Raw genomic sequence first — 18,672 nt, 5'->3', positions numbered from 1 at the left:
CCTAATATAATAGAATATCTTTCGATTAATCCTTCTTGAATGGAGTGAGTTTTATGCTTGAAGTTAAAGGGTTGGCTTCTTATTCACCTTTAGGGCATTTGAATGAATTTCGGAAAAATCCTCTACAGTTTTTAATTGATCTTTATACAAACCATGAAACGATTGTTTCTTTTCGATTTGCTCATCGTAAAATGAATTTGCTATTAGATCCAGATCTCATAAGAGAAGTATTAGTAACGAAACAAAATTCCTTTCATAAATCAAAACCATTTCAGGAGATGAAAACCTTACTTGGAGAGGGTTTATTAACAAGTGAGGATGAAGTACATATGCGCCAGCGTCGTTTAATTCAACCTTCGTTTACGAAGCAACATATACAATCCTATGCAGAGGATATGACGATGATCACCGAGGAGTTTATTCGTTCTTGGAATGACGGAGAAGAGCGTCTAATTAGTAGAGATATGATGGAGCTTACATTAGCGATTATTGCTAAAACGATGTTTAGTATGGATATGAAACAAGGGCATGACCGAGTTGGGCGGCATTTCGATATTATTATGGATATAGCGACGAAGAGAATCCGGTCTGTATTAAAAACGCCTCTTTTGTTGAACACACCAAAAAATAAATCCTTAACGGAGGCTATTAAAGCGATAGATAAGGTACTATATGAAATTATTGAAAAAAGAAATAACTCGGATACTAAGGATGATTTACTTGGACTGTTAATGCGAGCAAGAGACGAAGAGTCAAAACAGGGAATGACTAATCAACAATTAAGAGATGAAGCAATGACAATATTCCTAGCAGGTCATGAAACAACAGCAAATGCATTATCATGGTGTCTTTATCTATTAACTCAGCATCCAAATAAGGCTAAATTATTATATGAAGAAGTAGATCGCGTTCTTGGAAAAAGACGTGCAAATTATCATTCGATGAAAGATTTAATTTATACGCAGCAAATTATTTGGGAAAGTATGCGTCTTTATCCGCCTGCATGGCTTATAAGTAGGAAAGCAGTAGAGGATGTTAGTATTGGGGAATACAGAATTCATAAAGGGGAAACCGTTATGATGAGCTCATATATTATGCAACATTCCGAAAAGTATTTCCAAAATGCAGGGGAGTTTATCCCAGAGCGCTTTAAAAATGGAAAGGTAGAAGGTGTACCTGAGTTTGCGTACTTTCCTTTTGGTGGTGGACCACGTGTTTGTATCGGGAATCATTTTGCAATAATGGAAGCAACTTTAGTATTAGCAACCATTGTGCAGCATTTTTTTATTGAACTAGCACCAAATCATCATAAAGTAGAGACAGAACCGCTTATTACACTTCGTCCGAAAAATGGACTTCGAATGATTGTAAAAAAGAGAAAATAAGCAGAATAAAGTACCTATAGCTATGTAAGTGTCTTTTCCTAGGTTTTCTCATAGAATATAACATTCTCTATACCGTATTTTTGGAAGGGGTTATATTACTTGGAAAAGACAAGACTTACTGGCCGGATTGTTACACAGGATGATGCGGACTATGAACAGGCCAGAACAAACAATACTTTAAACAATCCAAAATTTCCTAAAATTATCGTATTTTGTCAAAATAAGCATGATGTATTAAATGCTTTGAATTGGGTGAAGGAAAATAATATGCCATTTAGAGTCAGAAGCGGCAGGCATAGCTATGAAAATTTTTCACTCGTAAATGGTGGGCTTGTAATAGATGTTAGCGAGATGAATACAGTTACTGTTGATTGCAAAAAAATGACGGCTAAAATACAAGCCGGGGCTGATTTAGGGAAAGTTTATAATATACTTTGGGAAAATGGTACGACAATTCCAGCAGGAACAGAAAGCAGTGTTGGTCTTGTTGGTCTTACACTTGGTGGGGGCATTGGAATGCTGTCACGATTGTATGGACTTACATGTGATAATTTGCTTGAAGTAGAAATAGCTGTATCGAATGGAAAGGGAAAAGCTAAAATCATTAAGGCAAATAAGAAACAAAATAGTGATCTATTTTGGGCTTGTCGTGGCGGTGGCGGAGGGAATTTTGGCATCGTAACGTCTCTTAAATTTAAAGTGCATCCAATTTCAAACGTATCAATCTTTTCAATTATATGGGAGTGGGAAGATTTTGAAGCTGTTTTTGAAGCATGGCAAAATTTGGCAATTAGTACGGACAACAAATTAACTTCAGAAATTGAATTTAAATCAAAGGAAGTAAATCAAATTATTGCTCAAGGTGAATTTGTAGGCCCGGTATCGAAATTAAGAGAACTGCTCCAACCACTAACAGAAACCGGATCACCTATAAAAGTGGATATAAAGGAAGTTCCTTATATTGAAGCTGTTCACTTCTTTGACGATCCAAGTGGTAACATACCTGCTCTTAAAAAGAGATCAGGATCTTTTCTTAATAAAACTTTTCCAAAGAGAGCAATCTTAATAATGAAAAGTTTTCTAGAAAATACACCAAATGAAACATCTAGCATTTGGCATCAATCTCTTGGTGGAGCAGTAAAACGGATAAGACCAGATGAAACGGCGTACTATTACAGGGATGCCATTATTGCTCAAGAGTATCTTTCTAATTGGAGCACACCTGAAGAAGAAAGAAGTCATATTCGATGGGTAGAAGAGTTAAGGAGTGCTTTATCAAGTTACACTACTGGTGACTATGTGAATTGGCCTGATCGATTTATTAGAAACTGGCCAACGGCATATTATGGTGGAAATTTACAGCGTCTTAGAATCGTGAAACGAGAATATGATCCATACAATCTATTTAATTTTCCACAAAGCATTCCACCATTAAATTTTTGGTTTTGAACTGAACACATGCAAATGCATAACCGACCGATAAGATTTGTTAATTTGGTCGGTTATTATTTATGTCTAATTCTGTTTCTTATTTCCATTAATAAAGATAATATAATTCAATATTCCTGCTAAAAATAAGTACCCAAAACCGAATATAACGATTTGATAGTTTTTATCTACATAACCAAAATAACAACACGCCAAAGTTATAGGTAAAACCATTATAATAATGCAAAACTTAAGCACAAAACTAGGATAATCCATATGTTTTTCACCTTACAAAAGTATTTTTTATTTTAATTAGTTTTTCTTATTTATCATTAGATATTCTTTTTTATACAAAAATGAAATTCTCTTTTATGACTTATACTAAATTAAGAAGTAAAACTATTAAATAGAAGGTGTCAAAATGAATGATAAACAAATTGTAGGTGAAAAGGCAGTAGAGTATGTAAAAGATGGTATGATCGTTGGATTGGGTACGGGATCGACCGTTTTTTATACGATAAAAAAGCTAGGGCAATTAGTTAAAGACGGACTAAATATAAAGGGTATTGCAACCTCTGTTCAGACGGAAAAGCTTGCTAAAGAGGTTGGAATCCAACTCACAAGTTTTAGTGAAATTGAGCAAATTGATATTGCGATAGATGGGGCAGATGAAATTAATCCAGACTTGGAGCTAATTAAAGGAGGAGGAGGCGCGCTTTTAAGAGAGAAAATCATTGCGAAGGCAGCTAAAACATTTTTAGTAGTTGCCGATCCAAATAAGATGGTAGAGAAATTAGGTAAGTTCCGACTTCCGGTAGAAGTTATTCCATATGGCATGGAAATGACTATGAAACAGATTAGAGCAATTGGTTTATGCCCTGAAATTCGTTTAAATGGAACGACACCGTTTATTACGGATAATGGAAACTATATTTTTGACTGCAATATACCTAATAACGTTCAATCTGAAATAATAGAAAGAGAGCTTAACTTAATACCTGGTGTGGTAGAAAATGGATTATTTGTTGGTATGACCGATCTTGTTATTACCTTGGACAAAGATAAGAATGTAATATTATTAAGTAAATAGTACATAGTAAATTATCGCACTCAATGAAATGAAAAAGTATATACTTGCCCCTTCTTTCTATTTACCTAATAATAGGATTAAAAGAATAAATAGGAAGAGGGGGATTCCATGCAATTGAGAGTTTCGGCTGTTCAATATCATCTTCACACAATTAACTCCTTTGAAGAGTTTGAAAATCAAGTAGAGCATTATATTAAAACTGCAGAGGAATTTGAAGCGGATTTTATCATTTTTCCGGAATTTTTTACGACTCAGCTTATGTCTATTGGCAATGAAAAAGGTGAAGCGTTAACGATTCAAGATTTACCTAGCTTTACGGAGCAATATCGCTCTTTATTTATTAAGATGGCTAAACAATACAATGTCCATATTATTGGAGGAACTCATGTAATCCGTAAAGGTGATAGACTATTAAATGTTGCACATTTGTTTTATCCAGATGGTCGTATTGGTGAGCAGGCAAAGCTTCATATGACGCCAACTGAGGTTAATGAATGGAATATGAGTACAGGGGATGGCTTAGAGGTTTTCGAGACAGATAAGGGTACGGTTGCTATGCTAACTTGCTATGATATTGAGTTTCCGGAAATCGTTCGAATGGCAAAGGCAAAAGGTGCAGATGTTATTTTCTGTCCATCGTGCACAGATGATCGTCATGGATTCCATCGAGTTCGTTATACATGTCATGCAAGAGCAATTGAAAATCAAGTATATGTCGTCAATACGGGTACGGTCGGTTCACTTCCAACCGTTGATTTTATGCGTGCAAATTTTGGTCAGGCAGCAGTGATTACTCCTAATGATATTCCGTTTCCTCCGAAAGGCATTATGGTGGAAGGTGAAATTAATCAGGATATGATTGTGACAGCTGATCTTAATTTAGATTTATTATATAAAGTTCGTGAAAAGGGATCTGTTACAACATGGCGTGACAGACGAACAGATCTTTATCCAGATTGGTAATTTGAATAAGTTTACTCTTAAAGAGAAAAGAGGATTCAACATGTATCGAAAAGAATTTTTTGTTTTCGAACAAGACAAACCAGTCCCAGTAGTAATCCGAAATTATAATGAGAATGACTTTGCAGATTTAATTCGCATTCAACAAGAAAGCTTTCCACCGCCATTTCCATCAGAGTTATGGTGGAATGAAGAACAGCTAAAAAATCATGTGACTCTCTTTTCGCAAGGCGCGTTATGCATCGAAGTAAATGGTCAAATGGCAGGTTCCATGACTGGTTTGCGCGTCGATTTTAATCCTCAAAAACCGGACCATTCATGGGAAGAGGTTACAGATAATGGCTATATTCGTACCCATAATCCGAATGGGAATACCTTATATGTTGTTGATATAGGCGTCAGACCAACTTACCGGAAATTAGGTTTAGGCAAGTGGCTAATGTTTGCAATGTATGAAGTTGTCGTTCACCTAGGTTTGGAAAGATTACTAGGTGGAGGAAGAATGCCAGGCTACCATAAAGTCGCAAATAATCTGTCACCAGAACAATATGTAGATGCTGTAGTTAAAGGTGATTTAAAAGATCCTGTGATTAGCTTTTTACTACGATGCGGTCGCATGCCAGTTAAGGTTGTAGCTAATTATTTAGAAGATAATGAATCATGTAATTATGGGACTCTAATGGAATGGAGAAATCCATTTATACATTCTAATTAAAAGGAGATTATGAAAATGGAATATAGAAGAATTACGAATATTAATGACCCATTATTTAAACAAATGCATCAGCTAATGCAAGATGTATTTCCTCCAGAAGAAGTATTAGAATTCGATCTTTGGAAAGAACCCTTGGAGGATCCAGGAATTCGTGTTTTTGTTGCAGTCCATGAAGATAAAGTTGTTGGCGCTACAGAATATCGCTATTATGAGGATTTTAATGTTGCCATGACTGATTTTACAATAATTGGACAAGCCGGTTTAGGAATCGGTCCATATTTAGCACAAAATAGATTAGTAGATTTACAAACGTTAGCAGCTGAGAATAATAAGAAGTTATCTGGCATGTTTGCTGAAATATATAATCCTTATAAAGTAGAACACTATGAGTTTGGCGGCGTTAAACCAATGGACCCGTATGTAAGACGTGAAGTATTAGCTCACCTAGGCTATAAGCGACTAGATTTTGATTATGTTCACCCATCATGGAATAACGATGGTGAGGCTGTCACAGGACTTGATTTATGTTTCCTTCCGATGAACGAAGAAATAAATGAACTGCCATCAAGCTTAATCGTAAAATTTCTGAAGCGTTATTACACAGTATTATCAAATAGACCAGATTCATGGTATTCAATGATTGAAAACTTAGAAAAAAAAGAAAAAACTGCATTAGTGTATTTCTAATAACATTTAGCCACCAAAAAAAAGCTTGTCGATCAAGTCTATACATAGACATGTCGAGAAGCTTTTTTAATGTTCTATTTAGTAGACTTAATAAATGTCGAACAATGCTTTTATCGTAATCTTTAATCTGACTGTTTTTGTTTTTCTTTTTCCTCTTTTTTATTATTCACTGAAGTAGTATAGGTTTTGTTTTTTTCGGAACCTTTTATTAGCTTGTAAATATAATCAGAAGTGAGTTTATAGCTATCTTCAATCTTTGTCGTTAAATAACTTGCTCGTTCAAATATAATAGAACGGATATTGTTGAGTTGGTGAGAGACTCTTTCCAGTAACGCCTCTTGTGTATCAAGTCGATCTAAAACCCCATGTTGAAATTCTTCTTGCTGAAGTAAACTATGAGCCACTTCATTCTGTTTTTCGATTAACTGATTTAATTGTAAGGAAAGAGTTTGGTTATCAGATTCACTTTTTTCTAAACGTTTTGTTAAATCTGTATACGCTTTATTTAAACTAATCATTTGATCAATAAGCGTTTGTTTCTCTAGACTTTCATTTGCGTCTAATATTTGTAACCGTTGAATCATTGCGCTATCGAATTTTTCGCGCTCATGGTTACTAACTATGAGACTATTTATTTGATTTATAACATGATTCCATTGGTTTGTTTGCAATTCTTCTAATTGTTCATAATGCGGCTTCAAATCAGAAATTGATTTTTCTATGTTCATGTTATTCTTTTGTTGCTCTTCCATTAGTTCAGCTAAATAATTATGCCGAACAAGCCCTTGATTTGCTGTTTGAATTTTTTCATTGTTTTTAAAAACATCAGGGTGTTCATTCTTATTAATAAATAATCCCACTACTATTTCTCCCTTTCTTTATTTTTTTCTAATATTTTATGTTCAGGAATAGATGGGGGAACTTGGGTTTATTTAGTTGGGCTAACGTGTAGTTAGAAAAATGCTTTTCTAGGAAGTATGGATTAAATAGTGGTCTGGCTATTTTTAAATATAAATTTTAGTAAAAGAGTAACTGCCGATCAATATAAAGTGGGAATTTAACTTACTTTCATCTGAATCTCTTATTAAATTAATATGTTAAATACAAGGATAAAGACCTATCCAAATGACTTTATAACGATTTAAAAATGTTATCTGAAAATTAAGTTAATTTGTATCACCAGCCTATTATCTTTGAATAGTATGATGTAAGGTGGTGATAATTTATGGATTTAGGTTTCGGACTTGCGGATTGGATGCTATATACTTTATGGGCGGTTATGGGATTATTGATTCTTGATTTTTTAGTAGCATTTATTCGTTCTTTCTGGAAAGGTTCATTCGATACTTCTTTTATACTAGGATATTTAAAAGATATTCTTTACTTTGTATTCCCATTGCAGTTTTTAATATCGATGTATTCACTTGATCCTTCTGGTTGGATTCTAATTACATTTTATTTTATCTGCGGAATCGCAGTTGTTATTAAATATTTGAAAGACATTTTTAGTAAATTTCAATAAGTATTGAAAGCCCTCTCAATAGAGGGCTTTTTTATTTTCAAAATATAGTTTTTTTATACATAAATTTATAGGCACCAATGGGCTGATAACTTCATAGGATATTCAAAAAATTCCCTAAAAGGAAGTCATGTTTATGAAGAAATATCAATGGATAAAATGGCGAAGATTTATTATTTGGTTAGCAGTTATTGTAATTATTGGTACTGTGCTTACAGAAGGGGGACCAACTTATTGGCGTGTAGCAATATCAATCGCAAGTTTATTATTCCAGTTGCTCTTTGGGATACTGTTTGTGATTATACAGTTTGTAGCAATTTTCTGGTTTTTAGCTAGGGGACGTACTTATTGGATATTACCTGGTGAAACTGGTGCGACGTGGGATGATTATCGTGGAAACCCTGAGATTGTTGAAAATGCAAAACGAATCGTGACGCTATTGAAAGGTGTTAAAACATTTAAGGAGATGGGTGGAGAGGTAATACGTGGATTGCTGCTTTGTGGTCCTCCTGGTACAGGGAAGTCCTATCTTGCTCAAGTAATTGCCAATGAAGCTCAAGTACCTTTTGTTTATGCTTCGGCACCAAGTTTTCAAAACATGTTCTTTGGCGTAGGGAATTTAAAGGTAATGAGAATATACCAAAAGGCTAGAAAGTTAGCTAAAATTTACGGGTCGTGTATTATTTTTATAGATGAGGTCGATGCAATCGGAATGTCTCGCCAAGGCGGAGGTGCAGCTGGTGGCGGGGGAATGTTCGGTATGGGAATGGGCACTGGTTTATTAAATGAGTTGTTATTACAATTGGATCCTCCAAATATTGATAATTCTAAAATTGCTAAATTGCTTCGCTCACTTGGGTTGCGGAAAAAGAAAGCAGATCGTCCAGCGGTTCTGACGATTGCAGCTACAAATTTACCTGATGTACTTGATCAAGCGTTACTTCGACCAGGTCGCTTTGACCGAAAGCTCTGGGTAGATGCTCCAGATTATGACGGAAGAATCGACGTTTTCCAATATTATCTTAAAAAGGTGAAAAGTGACGATACTCTAACACCAGAGCGGGCTGCACTTGATACAATTGGCTACAGCCCAGCACAGATTAAACATATTGTGAATGAGTCTGTCGTAATCGCTCATCAGCGAGGCGCAGTGCTTACAAATTATACTGACTTTAGGGATGCAATGGAGACTTATGAGTGGGGACTTAAACAGCCACTTAGATCCATGAGTGAAGACGAAAAGACGAATGTAGCTTACCACGAAGCAGGTCACGCGGTTGCTCAATATTTACTAAAACCACATGATCGAGTATGGAAAGTCACAATTATTCGTAGAGGTGACGCTCTAGGTCTAGCAGCAACTAAGCCAACAAAAGAAAGATATAACCGAAGCGATAGTGAGATTCTCGCAGCGATCCAAGTTTGTTTAGCGGCTAGAGCAGTAGAAGAAGAATTTCTACACAAAAAATTAAACGGTGTTACTTCTGACCTGCAACAAGCTACACTTCTTGGTGGTGCATATCTAGGCTTAGTCGGTATGGGAGATGAACTTTTCAGCTGGAATGCATTAGGCTCACAAGCAGAAGGTCTAAGAGCTCTTCGACCTAAAATCAATCTTCTTCTAATGGATCAAATGAACCAAGTCAAAAAACTTGTAAAAGACCACGCTGAATTCGTACATTCAATTGCACAAGAGCTTCTAAAAAGAGGAGACTTAACAGGTGAAGAAATTGAAGATATATACGAAAGCATATATGACCGCACTCGTCCTGAGCCTCCTATTGTAACGGTGGGAAGTTATTACGAGAAGAATATTCAAAGATTGTTAAAGGACTTTGATCAGTTACCTGAAAGCGAGTAAATTTGCGATTGAGGTCAGAGTGACTATATAAATAAGTGAACCCACAAGGTAATTAATTTCCTTGTGGATTTTTTACGTTATTTCTTGAATGGTGGAAAAGTGCTACTGACTTAAGTACGATATCGATGAATTTTAGCGAACGATTAATAGTGAGTGATGAGATCTAAATGAGTTCTGGCTATATATCAACAGGAGATGGTGATTATTAAGGAGTTTTAGTCAGATATCAACAGAGGAAGGTGATTATTAAGGAATTTTAGTCAGATATCAGCAGGGGAAGGTGATTATTAAGGAGTTTTAGTCAGATATCAACAGAGGATGGTGATTATTAAGGAGTTTTAGTCAGATATCAACAGAGGGTAGTGAGATATCAACGAGTATTAGCAATATATCAACGGATAATAGCAATATATCAACGAGTACTAGCAATATATCAACGAAGTTCACAACTTTATCAACAATGTTCACAGAGCGTTCGTATTTTGAAGCACTAATTTGGCTTTAATTTAACAAGCAAAATGAGTTCTAGCGTTTTACGAACAAACTCACTGCGTTATGCACAAAAACCATTGCTTTACGCACAAAAAAAGCTACTTTATGAACAAAACTCTGCACTTTATGCACGAACCTCCACAAAGTGTCACCACCCAAAATAAAGGAATTCTCAATAGATAAACTGAATCAAAATAAAGTCCTCACAATTAAAAGTATCTTTTCAATCCCAGAAGCATATTGATTAACAAATCTTAAATAGCATACTTGTCACAATAGATAGGAGAGTGAGTAATGGACAGTCTTTCAAACAAGCTAGGAAACGCAAATACAATCGACGAAGTAATTAATCAATTAGATGAGATTATTTCTATGAGTAATCAAACAAAAAGTAAACTAGGATATTTTGCTTCTTTATATCGGATGGTTACTATTAAAGTAAAAGAAGGGATTTTAGCAGATCAATTTGAAGATGGTGCAAGAATGGAAAGTCTGGATGTAAATTTTGCAAATTTCTATTTAAAAGCACTCAAAAATTATTTAAATGGTGACGCTTGTAGCCTTAGCTGGCAGTTAGCGTTTCGACAAGCGGAGGGCCGTAAATCTATTTTGCTACAGAATTTATTACTCGGTATTAACGCACATATTAATTTGGATTTAGGGGTAGCAGCTGCAATGGTATGCCGAAATACTGATATTTCATCTCTCTACAATGACTTTATGAATATAAATCGTATATTGGCATCTTTAGTGGACGAGGTAAGGGATGACATGGATCGAATATCGCCATGGATTGGTTTTTTAGACCGTATTGATCCAAAGGCTTCTAAGGCGATTATAAATTTCAGCTTAGAGAAATCACGGAATTATGCTTGGGATTTTGCAAAAAAGCTTGCAGGAGCCAAAGAGGCAGAGTGGGAGGGGCTAATTAAATTACATGATAATGAAGTTTCATCGATTGGCAACATGGTAGCACAGCCAAATGGTTGGATGCTAAAGACTGGCTTGTGGGCAATTCGTTTACGTGAATCTAAAAATATTGAAAGAAATTTAGATCTTTTAAATCATAATCGATTTGAAACTGCAACAACAGATGCTATTCAATTGTAAGATAAGGATTGTCATTTTTAGACCTTCATAGAAGAAATTTCGATTGCATAAATTGTATCGTTATTTGAAGCAATTGTGTAATCAGTACATATTAAAGGAGTGAATAAATTTGGAGGAACGTCAAAAAAGCTATGGACTTCTAGTTCGCCCAAGAGGATTAGTTGAAACAGATTTACCTCACAATTGGTTTAAAAGGATGCGAGAAAACTCTCCTATTTCTTTTGATCCGGATCGAAATTGTTGGGACGTATTTTGCTATAAGGATGTCCAAAATGTCTTACAAAACTATAAGCAATTCAGCTCAAATAGAAATGGATCATTTCCAACATTACTAAGCTTGGATCCTCCAATCCACCGAAGATATCGTAATATTGTAAGCCAAGCATTTACTCCTAAAGCAATTCAAGCACTCTCTCCAAGAATTAAAGCTCTTACAAATGAATTATTAGCATCACTAAAGGGAAAATGTGAGATTGATATTGTTGCGGATATTGCTTTTCCACTCCCTGTTATTGTCATTTCTGAAATGCTCGGAGTACCAAGTGAAGATCGTGAAAAATTTAAGGAATGGTCTAATATTGTAGTATCGGGTACTCAAACTCTCTCTCCTGATGAAATGAATGAGTTGAAGGCAAAACAAGGTAAAGCGATACAAGACTTACGAAACTATTTTTATCAAATAGTTGAAAAAAGGCGTGATGATCCTAAAAATGATTTAGTGTCTACTTTAATTGCTGCAGAAGTAGATGGTGAGAAATTATCAGTTGAAGAGCTATTAAGCTTCTGCTTCCTTCTACTCGTTGCAGGTAATGAAACCACTACTAATCTAATTGGTAATACAATGCTTACGTTGTTTGAGCATCCAAATACACTGGATCAAGTATACAAAGATCCTTCATTGGTAGCTGCTGTTATTGAAGAGTCTCTTCGTTACCGTTCTCCTGTACATAGCATGAATCGTTTTGTCACCGAAGATATGAATTTTAATGGAATAAATCTTAAAAAAGGGCAAGAAGTTTTGGCATGGATCGGTTCAGCAAATAGAGACGAAACTGTATTTACCAGACCTGAGAACTTTGATGTTAATCGCTCTCCAAATAATTATCTATCATTTGGTTCAGGTGTGCACTTTTGTTTAGGATCGCAGCTTGCAAAACTAGAAGCGAAAATTTGTATTACAGAAATGCTAAAAACTTTACCAAATATGAAATTGGATAAAACGAGAGAGCTTACTATCATATCAAGTACATTTGTATATGGGTATAAAGAGCTACCAGTTACTATAGGCTAAAAATTTAAGACAATACTCATTAACAAGAGTGTTGTCTTTACTATTTAAAAAATTAAACTTCTTCTGTTATATTATATAATTAGATAGATTTACGATGAAAAGTTAACGATAGGTGATCAAATGATACATACATACTTAGGAGAGACAATTAGTTTTAATGTACTTTATAAAAAGAGGAAATCAATTGGTATTTATATAGACTCTTATGGGAATGTTGAGGTTCAAGCTCCTAAAGATACCCCAGACAAAAATGTCATTGAAGTATTAGAAATCAATTGGGAGTTGATTCTTCAGAAATCAAATGAAATGAAGGAGCGACTTCGAGGTCCAAAGGAAAGGACATATGAGTTCGGCGAGACATTTCTTTATTTAGGAAGCTCATATCTTATTCAAATTTCGCACGATGAAAGTATTCAGCAAGATCAAGTGGTTTTAAAAAAAGATTGTCTAAATATTATTGTAAAACAACTAGATGATGAACGAATACAACAGGCACTTAAAAGGTTTTATTATCAGCAGTGTAAAGCAATCGTTGAAAAGAGTATCAAAAAGTATCAAAGTAATTTTAAAGTAAAACCTTCTTCGATTCGTATTACTGATAGTAAAACGAACTGGGGGACTTGTGATTCAAAAAGGCAATTAACGTTTAATTGGAAGCTAGCTATGGCTCCACAACAAGTAATTGACTACGTAGTCGTTCATGAAATGTGTCATCTCATTCATATGAATCATGATCGTTCGTTTTGGAGACTAGTAGGTAAAATAATTCCTGATTATAAAGAAAGAGAAAATTGGTTAGCGTTATCTAGTTGGAAAATGACTGTATAGTAGTAGTCTAAATTTCTTATTTAAAATGGGACGACTTTTGTCGTCCCATTTTTTTAAAAGTCTGCCAACCATCTTATCAACAAAAAATCCGATATATCAACAAAAATCAGTACTATATCAACAAAAACCAATGCTTTATCAACAAAGTTCACAGCTTTATCAATAAAGTACACAAAGTGTTCGCCATTTCCAAATAACAACTAGATCCAACCGTTTTCTTTATTTCTTATATAAAAAATCAGCTAATTCCTTACTTTTTAGTCTTCTATTTTTACGGATTTTAGCGCGATCTTCTCCGCCTTTGTATAAGAATTTTTCTTCTTCAGTTTCCGGAATAATTTGTGGAACTTTAATTAAACTTCCGTCTTGATTCAAGGCAACAAAAGTTAAAAAGGCAGTTGCTGCGATTTTTTCTTCACCTGTTTTTAAGTTTTCTGCAGTTACTTTAACGAAAACTTCGAATGATGAGGTACCAGTCCAAGTTACATAACTTTCGAATGCTACAGAATCTTTCATCGTGATCGGGTGAAGAAAATCTACTGAATCTGTAGAAGCAGTTACAATTGATGATCTACAGAATTTCATTGCGGAAATACTCCCGATTATATCTAAGTCATTCATCAGTTTTCCACCGAACAAAGTATTATGACTATTTACATCATTTGGTAAAACCAAATTTGTTCTAATGACTCTTGTTTCTTTACAAGTTACCATATGTTTTTCCCCATTCTTTAATTTTCTATAAATTGTACACTATTTATTGGAGAAATTATCAAACTTTATTTAAAAAAATACAATTATGGTCTTCCAACTGCAGAATGCTTATTAATCCTCAATTCTTAAAGATGCTATTTAACATCGCTTAGTTAAAAGTAAATTTGTCAATGAAATTTGTGGGGAAATGTGCAAATTTAAATAAGTTTATTTGGGTCGTTTACATTGACTTTTACTTCTTAAGTCGGTATATTTATATCTTGTTGAGACGGGATAAATACTACATATGGGTGTTATGATGAAAGTGAACACCTATATATCGATATATGGTAAAATCGATATAATCTATACGAGGAGGAACAGGTGATGATAAATACAATAATTGATGCTGAATTACCTGCGAATATACAGAAATTAAACAAAGACATAATGCATTTTCCAATGATTACACCTATTAATCCTGAAATGCATAAAACGACATTTAAAGGTGTATCTAGAACGGTTATGTTAGATCGATATGCATTTAAAGATATTAAGCTTAAAACTTTAGGAACAGGTGACTTAGTTGTTTTAACATATAAGGATGATCCAAAGTTTCCTCGTCGTGGATATGGTGAAGTAATTGCAATTGACTATAATAATGAAGAAGTAACTGTTCAATTAGATTCTCAATTTGAGGATGGGGCAATGATTACAGTTGCATTTAATAAAGTCGACAAGCCACTTGAAATCTTCTATGAACAAATTGCAGACCGTGTAGCACGTGGACTTGCATCTGCAGAAACTCCAGAAAAATTCTCCGATGTAAAAGATATGTTTTATGAAATTTTAGCGAACAAAACATTTGTACCAGCGGGACGTGTGTTGGCTGGTGCGGGCACAGGGGCTTCGACTACATTTTTTAACTGTTATGTTATGCCTCATATTCACGATTCTCGCGATGGGATTGGTGAACACCGTAAGAAGGTAATGGAAATTATGTCACGTGGTGGTGGCGTAGGGACGAACGGATCAACTTTACGTCCAAGAGATACAATTGTATATAGTGTGAACGGACGATCAAGTGGATCAGTTTCTTGGTTACACGATTTATCTGAACTAACAAACTTAGTTATTCAAGGTGGTTCAAGACGTGGGGCACAAATGATTATGATGAATGTAAATCATCCTGATATCGTAGAATTCATCGTATCGAAGAACCAGAATCCAAAGGTTTTACGTTATATAGCGCAAACAACAAAATCGAAATTAATTCGTGAAGAAGTAGAGCGTAAATTAAAGTTTGAGCCAATTAGTACAACTGAAAAGGCTGCTTTTGAAGCTTTAATTCAACTTGCAACAAATGAAGGAAAGTTGGATACACCTGAAGTAGAGCAAGCAAAAGAACTTCTTAAAGATGGCGGTAAATATTCAGTTCATAACCCTGAGTTTTTAACAGGTGCAAATATATCTGTTTGTTTAACTGATGACTTTATGGAAGCTGTTGAAAATGACGGAGAATACAAGCTTCAATTCCCAGATTTAGAAAATTATGATGATGAAATGCGATTAATTTATGATCAAGAATGGCAGGAATGTGGAGACGTACGTGAATGGGCAGCGCGTGGATACGGTGTAAAAACATATAACACAATAAAAGCAAAAGAGCTTTGGGATTTAATTAATGTGTGTGCTACTTATTCTGCGGAGCCTGGTATCTTCTTCTTAGATAATGCAAACAAAATGACAAATGCTGTATCGTATGGTCAAAAAGTAGTTGCAACAAACCCTTGTGGCGAGCAACCACTAGCTCCATTCTCGGTTTGTAATTTAGCAGCAGTTAACTTAGCGGAAATGACTGAAAATGGTAAAGTTAACTGGGAAAAGTTAAAACGAACTGTTCAAATCGGGACGAGAATGCAAGATAACGTAATTGATGCAACTCCGTATTTCTTAGAAGAGAACACGAAGCAAGCAAAAGGCGAGCGACGTATTGGCTTAGGAGTAATGGGATTACACGATTTATTAATTCGTTGTGGTTTAGTATATGGATCTGAAGCTGGAAACAAGCTTGTCGATCAACTTTTTGAAGCAATTGCTACTGCTGCTTATGAAACTTCAATTGAGTTAGCGAAAGAAAAAGGTGAATTTCCTTTCTTATCAACATTTGAAGATGGAAGAGAACGTTTTATTAACTCAGGATATATGAAAAAAATGCCTGAAGAAATTCGTGAAGCTGTATTAGAAAATGGTATTCGTAACTCCCACTTATTAACAATCGCTCCTACTGGAAGCACTGGAACGATGATGAATGTTAGTACAGGGCTTGAACCTTATTTCAATTTCGTATACTTCCGTTCAGGACGTCTAGGTAAATTCATACCAGTCGTAGCAGATATCGCGTTAGAGTGGTTAGAAGCTAATGGTTATGAAGTAACGGAAGAAAATGTTTATGAGATGATTGAACATTTACCAGAACAATTTGTTGGAACGATGGACCTTTCTCCAGAAGCTCATGCGGATGTTCAATGTATTATCCAAAGATGGATTGATTCTTCAATCAGTAAAACGGTTAATGCTCCTAAAGGTTACACTGTTGAACAAGTAGCGAAAGTGTATGAAAGATTGCATAAAGGTGGTGCGAAAGGCGGAACGGTTTATGTAGATGGTTCTCGTGACGCTCAAGTGCTATCACTAACAAACGAAGAAAATGATTTTACAACTGTAGAACTAGAAGCAGTTGAAAATGTTGATACGCAAAATCATCAAGATCAAATATCTCCAACGAAAACAGGTAATGTAGGTGTAGAAAACGGAGATACTTGTCCAATCTGCTTGGTTGGTACTGTAGTTGAGCATGGTGGTTGCAATACATGTGATAACTGTCAAGTACAGCTAAAGTGTGGAATATAAGGTATGGAAAAAGAAGCCAATTGAGGCTTCTTTTTTCATACTTTTTTACTCAGTGAATAGATTGAATTGTATGGTAGACACTAAATTGAGATATAGATTGTGAAGCAAAATCATAGTCAATCTATGGTTTTTTTGATATATGTAGAGAGAATATAATGAAGAAAAATATGGAAAAGGGGGATTAGATGACACAGGGAAATGGCGCAGGATGGAATTTTGATAATAGTTATTCAAAGCTACCAGAATTCTTTTTTGCTATTCAAGACTTAAATCCAGTCAGTTCACCAGAATTAGTTGTTTTAAATAAACCATTAGCAGAATCTCTTGGTTTAGATGTTCAAGCACTTCAAAACGATGAAAGTGTAAATGTTTTTGCTGGGAATCAAATTCCAGAAGGTGGATTGCCGCTTGCTCAAGCGTACGCAGGTCATCAGTTTGCTCATTTTAATATGCTTGGGGACGGAAGAGCATTATTGTTAGGCGAACAGATTACTCAGAACAATGAGCGATATGATGTACAACTTAAAGGGTCAGGTAGAACGCCTTATTCAAGAGGTGGAGATGGTCGTGCAGCACTTGGGCCGATGCTTAGGGAATATATAATTAGTGAGTCAATGCACGCCTTAGGGATTCCTACAACACGGAGCCTAGCGGTAGTAACGACAGGTGAACGGATTCAGCGTGATACTAGACTACCAGGTGCAATCATGACTCGAATTGCTGCTAGTCATATTCGTGTAGGTACGTTCCAGTATGTTTCAAGATGGGGCAGTGTAGATGAGTTAAAAGAACTTGCTGATTATACGATACAAAGGCATTATCCAGAAATAAAAAGTGATGATCCGAATCGTTATCTTTTATTGTTAAAGGGAGTTATTAAAAGGCAGGTTTCATTAATTATCAAATGGCAAATGGTTGGCTTTATTCATGGAGTAATGAACACTGACAATATGACAATTAGTGGAGAAACAATTGACTATGGTCCATGCGCATTCATGGATACGTATGATCCTGCAACGGTTTTTAGTTCAATTGATCTCCGTGGTCGATACGCATACGGTAATCAACCAAAAATGGCAGGTTGGAATTTGGCGCGTTTTGCTGAAACAGTTATACCTTTATTGCATGATGATCAAGAAAAGGCGCTAGAAATAGCACAAGATGCAATTTCTGAATATCCTATTGCTTATGTTGATAATTGGGTAGCTGGAATGAGGAAAAAAATAGGATTATTTAATGAAGAGGAACAAGATAAATCATTAATTGATGAATTACTTGAAATAATGGAAAAGAATAAAGCGGATTATACGAACACGTTCAGAGCATTATCATATGGGCAGAAAGATGAACCATTATTCGAATCGGCTGAATATAAACAATGGGAAAAGCAGTGGCATGAGAGATTAAATAGACAATCAGAATCAAAAGAAGAATCTCTTCAACTGATGAAAGACAACAACCCTACGGTCATTCCGAGAAACCATCGTGTAGAAGAAGCATTAGAAGCAGCGACTAAAGACGGAGATTATAGTGTAATGGAGAAGTTGGTTAAAGTACTTTCTAATCCATTTGTTGAGTCTAAAGAACAGGTGAGTTATTGTTCACTTCCACCTGATCCGGACCGTCCTTATCAAACTTACTGTGGAACTTAATTAAACTTTACTATATAAAAGTGCTACCTTTAATTTGGAGGTAGCATT

General features: G+C 35.2%; 15 protein-coding genes. 13 read left to right on the top strand and 2 right to left on the bottom strand.

Features of this window, described 5'->3' with window-relative positions:
- Positions 1 to 53: 53 nt before the first annotated feature.
- The 6 genes from CN601_RS09235 (at position 54) to CN601_RS09205 (ending at position 6,265) form a co-directional block, all read left to right on the top strand.
- Complete coding sequence (locus CN601_RS09235; RefSeq protein WP_098170867.1) at positions 54 to 1,385, top strand: cytochrome P450; 1,332 nt, start codon at positions 54 to 56, stop codon at positions 1,383 to 1,385.
- A gap of 99 nt (positions 1,386 to 1,484) precedes the next feature.
- The gene (locus tag CN601_RS09230) at positions 1,485 to 2,834 is read left to right on the top strand and encodes an FAD-binding oxidoreductase (protein WP_098170866.1); all 1,350 of its coding nucleotides are present in this window, start codon (positions 1,485 to 1,487) and stop codon (positions 2,832 to 2,834) included.
- A gap of 400 nt (positions 2,835 to 3,234) precedes the next feature.
- Positions 3,235 to 3,903 carry a ribose-5-phosphate isomerase RpiA gene (gene rpiA / locus CN601_RS09220; protein WP_098170865.1) on the top strand — a complete coding sequence of 223 codons (669 nt, stop codon included), beginning with the start codon at positions 3,235 to 3,237 and terminating at the stop codon, positions 3,901 to 3,903.
- A 108-nt stretch (positions 3,904 to 4,011) separates the two neighbouring features.
- Complete coding sequence (locus tag CN601_RS09215; protein ID WP_098119367.1) at positions 4,012 to 4,866, top strand: carbon-nitrogen hydrolase family protein; 855 nt, start codon at positions 4,012 to 4,014, stop codon at positions 4,864 to 4,866.
- Between the two features lie 40 nt (positions 4,867 to 4,906).
- Positions 4,907 to 5,578, top strand: coding sequence for a GNAT family N-acetyltransferase (locus CN601_RS09210; protein WP_098170864.1), 672 nt, complete (start codon positions 4,907 to 4,909; stop codon positions 5,576 to 5,578).
- Positions 5,579 to 5,593: 15 nt separating this feature from the next.
- Positions 5,594 to 6,265, top strand: a complete 672-nt coding sequence (locus CN601_RS09205) for a GNAT family acetyltransferase (protein WP_098170863.1) — start codon at positions 5,594 to 5,596, stop codon at positions 6,263 to 6,265.
- A 122-nt stretch (positions 6,266 to 6,387) separates the two neighbouring features.
- Here the strand turns inward: CN601_RS09205 and CN601_RS09200 are convergent, their stop codons facing one another.
- Positions 6,388 to 7,125: a hypothetical protein gene (locus tag CN601_RS09200; RefSeq protein ID WP_098170862.1), complete on the bottom strand. Its 738-nt coding sequence runs from the start codon at positions 7,123 to 7,125 to the stop codon at positions 6,388 to 6,390.
- A gap of 365 nt (positions 7,126 to 7,490) precedes the next feature.
- Here CN601_RS09200 and CN601_RS09195 point away from each other — a divergent pair, with 365 nt between their 5' ends.
- The 5 genes from CN601_RS09195 (at position 7,491) to CN601_RS09175 (ending at position 13,366) form a co-directional block, all read left to right on the top strand.
- Complete coding sequence (locus tag CN601_RS09195) at positions 7,491 to 7,787, top strand: hypothetical protein (RefSeq protein WP_098119363.1); 297 nt, start codon at positions 7,491 to 7,493, stop codon at positions 7,785 to 7,787.
- Positions 7,788 to 7,920: 133 nt separating this feature from the next.
- A complete protein-coding gene (locus tag CN601_RS09190; protein WP_098119362.1) occupies positions 7,921 to 9,645 on the top strand; it encodes an AAA family ATPase in 1,725 nt (574 codons plus the stop codon).
- A 786-nt stretch (positions 9,646 to 10,431) separates the two neighbouring features.
- Positions 10,432 to 11,247, top strand: a complete 816-nt coding sequence (locus CN601_RS09185) for a DUF5995 family protein (RefSeq protein ID WP_098170861.1) — start codon at positions 10,432 to 10,434, stop codon at positions 11,245 to 11,247.
- Between the two features lie 109 nt (positions 11,248 to 11,356).
- Positions 11,357 to 12,538 (top strand): cytochrome P450, encoded by a 1,182-nt coding sequence (locus CN601_RS09180; protein ID WP_098170860.1) that lies wholly within the window; start codon positions 11,357 to 11,359, stop codon positions 12,536 to 12,538.
- A gap of 120 nt (positions 12,539 to 12,658) precedes the next feature.
- On the top strand, positions 12,659 to 13,366 hold the full coding sequence (locus CN601_RS09175) for a M48 family metallopeptidase (protein ID WP_098170859.1): 708 nt from the start codon (positions 12,659 to 12,661) through the stop codon (positions 13,364 to 13,366).
- Positions 13,367 to 13,585: 219 nt separating this feature from the next.
- Here CN601_RS09175 and CN601_RS09170 read toward each other — a convergent pair whose 3' ends face one another.
- Entirely contained in the window at positions 13,586 to 14,080 is a 495-nt protein-coding gene (locus CN601_RS09170; protein WP_098170858.1) for an acyl-CoA thioesterase, read from the bottom strand.
- Between the two features lie 366 nt (positions 14,081 to 14,446).
- Between CN601_RS09170 and CN601_RS09165 the strand changes: the two genes are divergently transcribed.
- Positions 14,447 to 16,972 (top strand): vitamin B12-dependent ribonucleotide reductase, encoded by a 2,526-nt coding sequence (locus CN601_RS09165; RefSeq protein ID WP_098170857.1) that lies wholly within the window; start codon positions 14,447 to 14,449, stop codon positions 16,970 to 16,972.
- Between the two features lie 185 nt (positions 16,973 to 17,157).
- Positions 17,158 to 18,624 carry a protein adenylyltransferase SelO gene (locus tag CN601_RS09160; RefSeq protein ID WP_098170856.1) on the top strand — a complete coding sequence of 489 codons (1,467 nt, stop codon included), beginning with the start codon at positions 17,158 to 17,160 and terminating at the stop codon, positions 18,622 to 18,624.
- The last annotated feature ends 48 nt before the right edge of the window (positions 18,625 to 18,672 follow it).

Source organism: Bacillus sp. AFS017336, assembly GCF_002555445.1.
Taxonomy (GTDB): Bacteria; Bacillota; Bacilli; order Bacillales; family Bacillaceae_G; genus Gottfriedia.
This window is presented reverse-complemented; position numbering and strand designations above follow the sequence as displayed.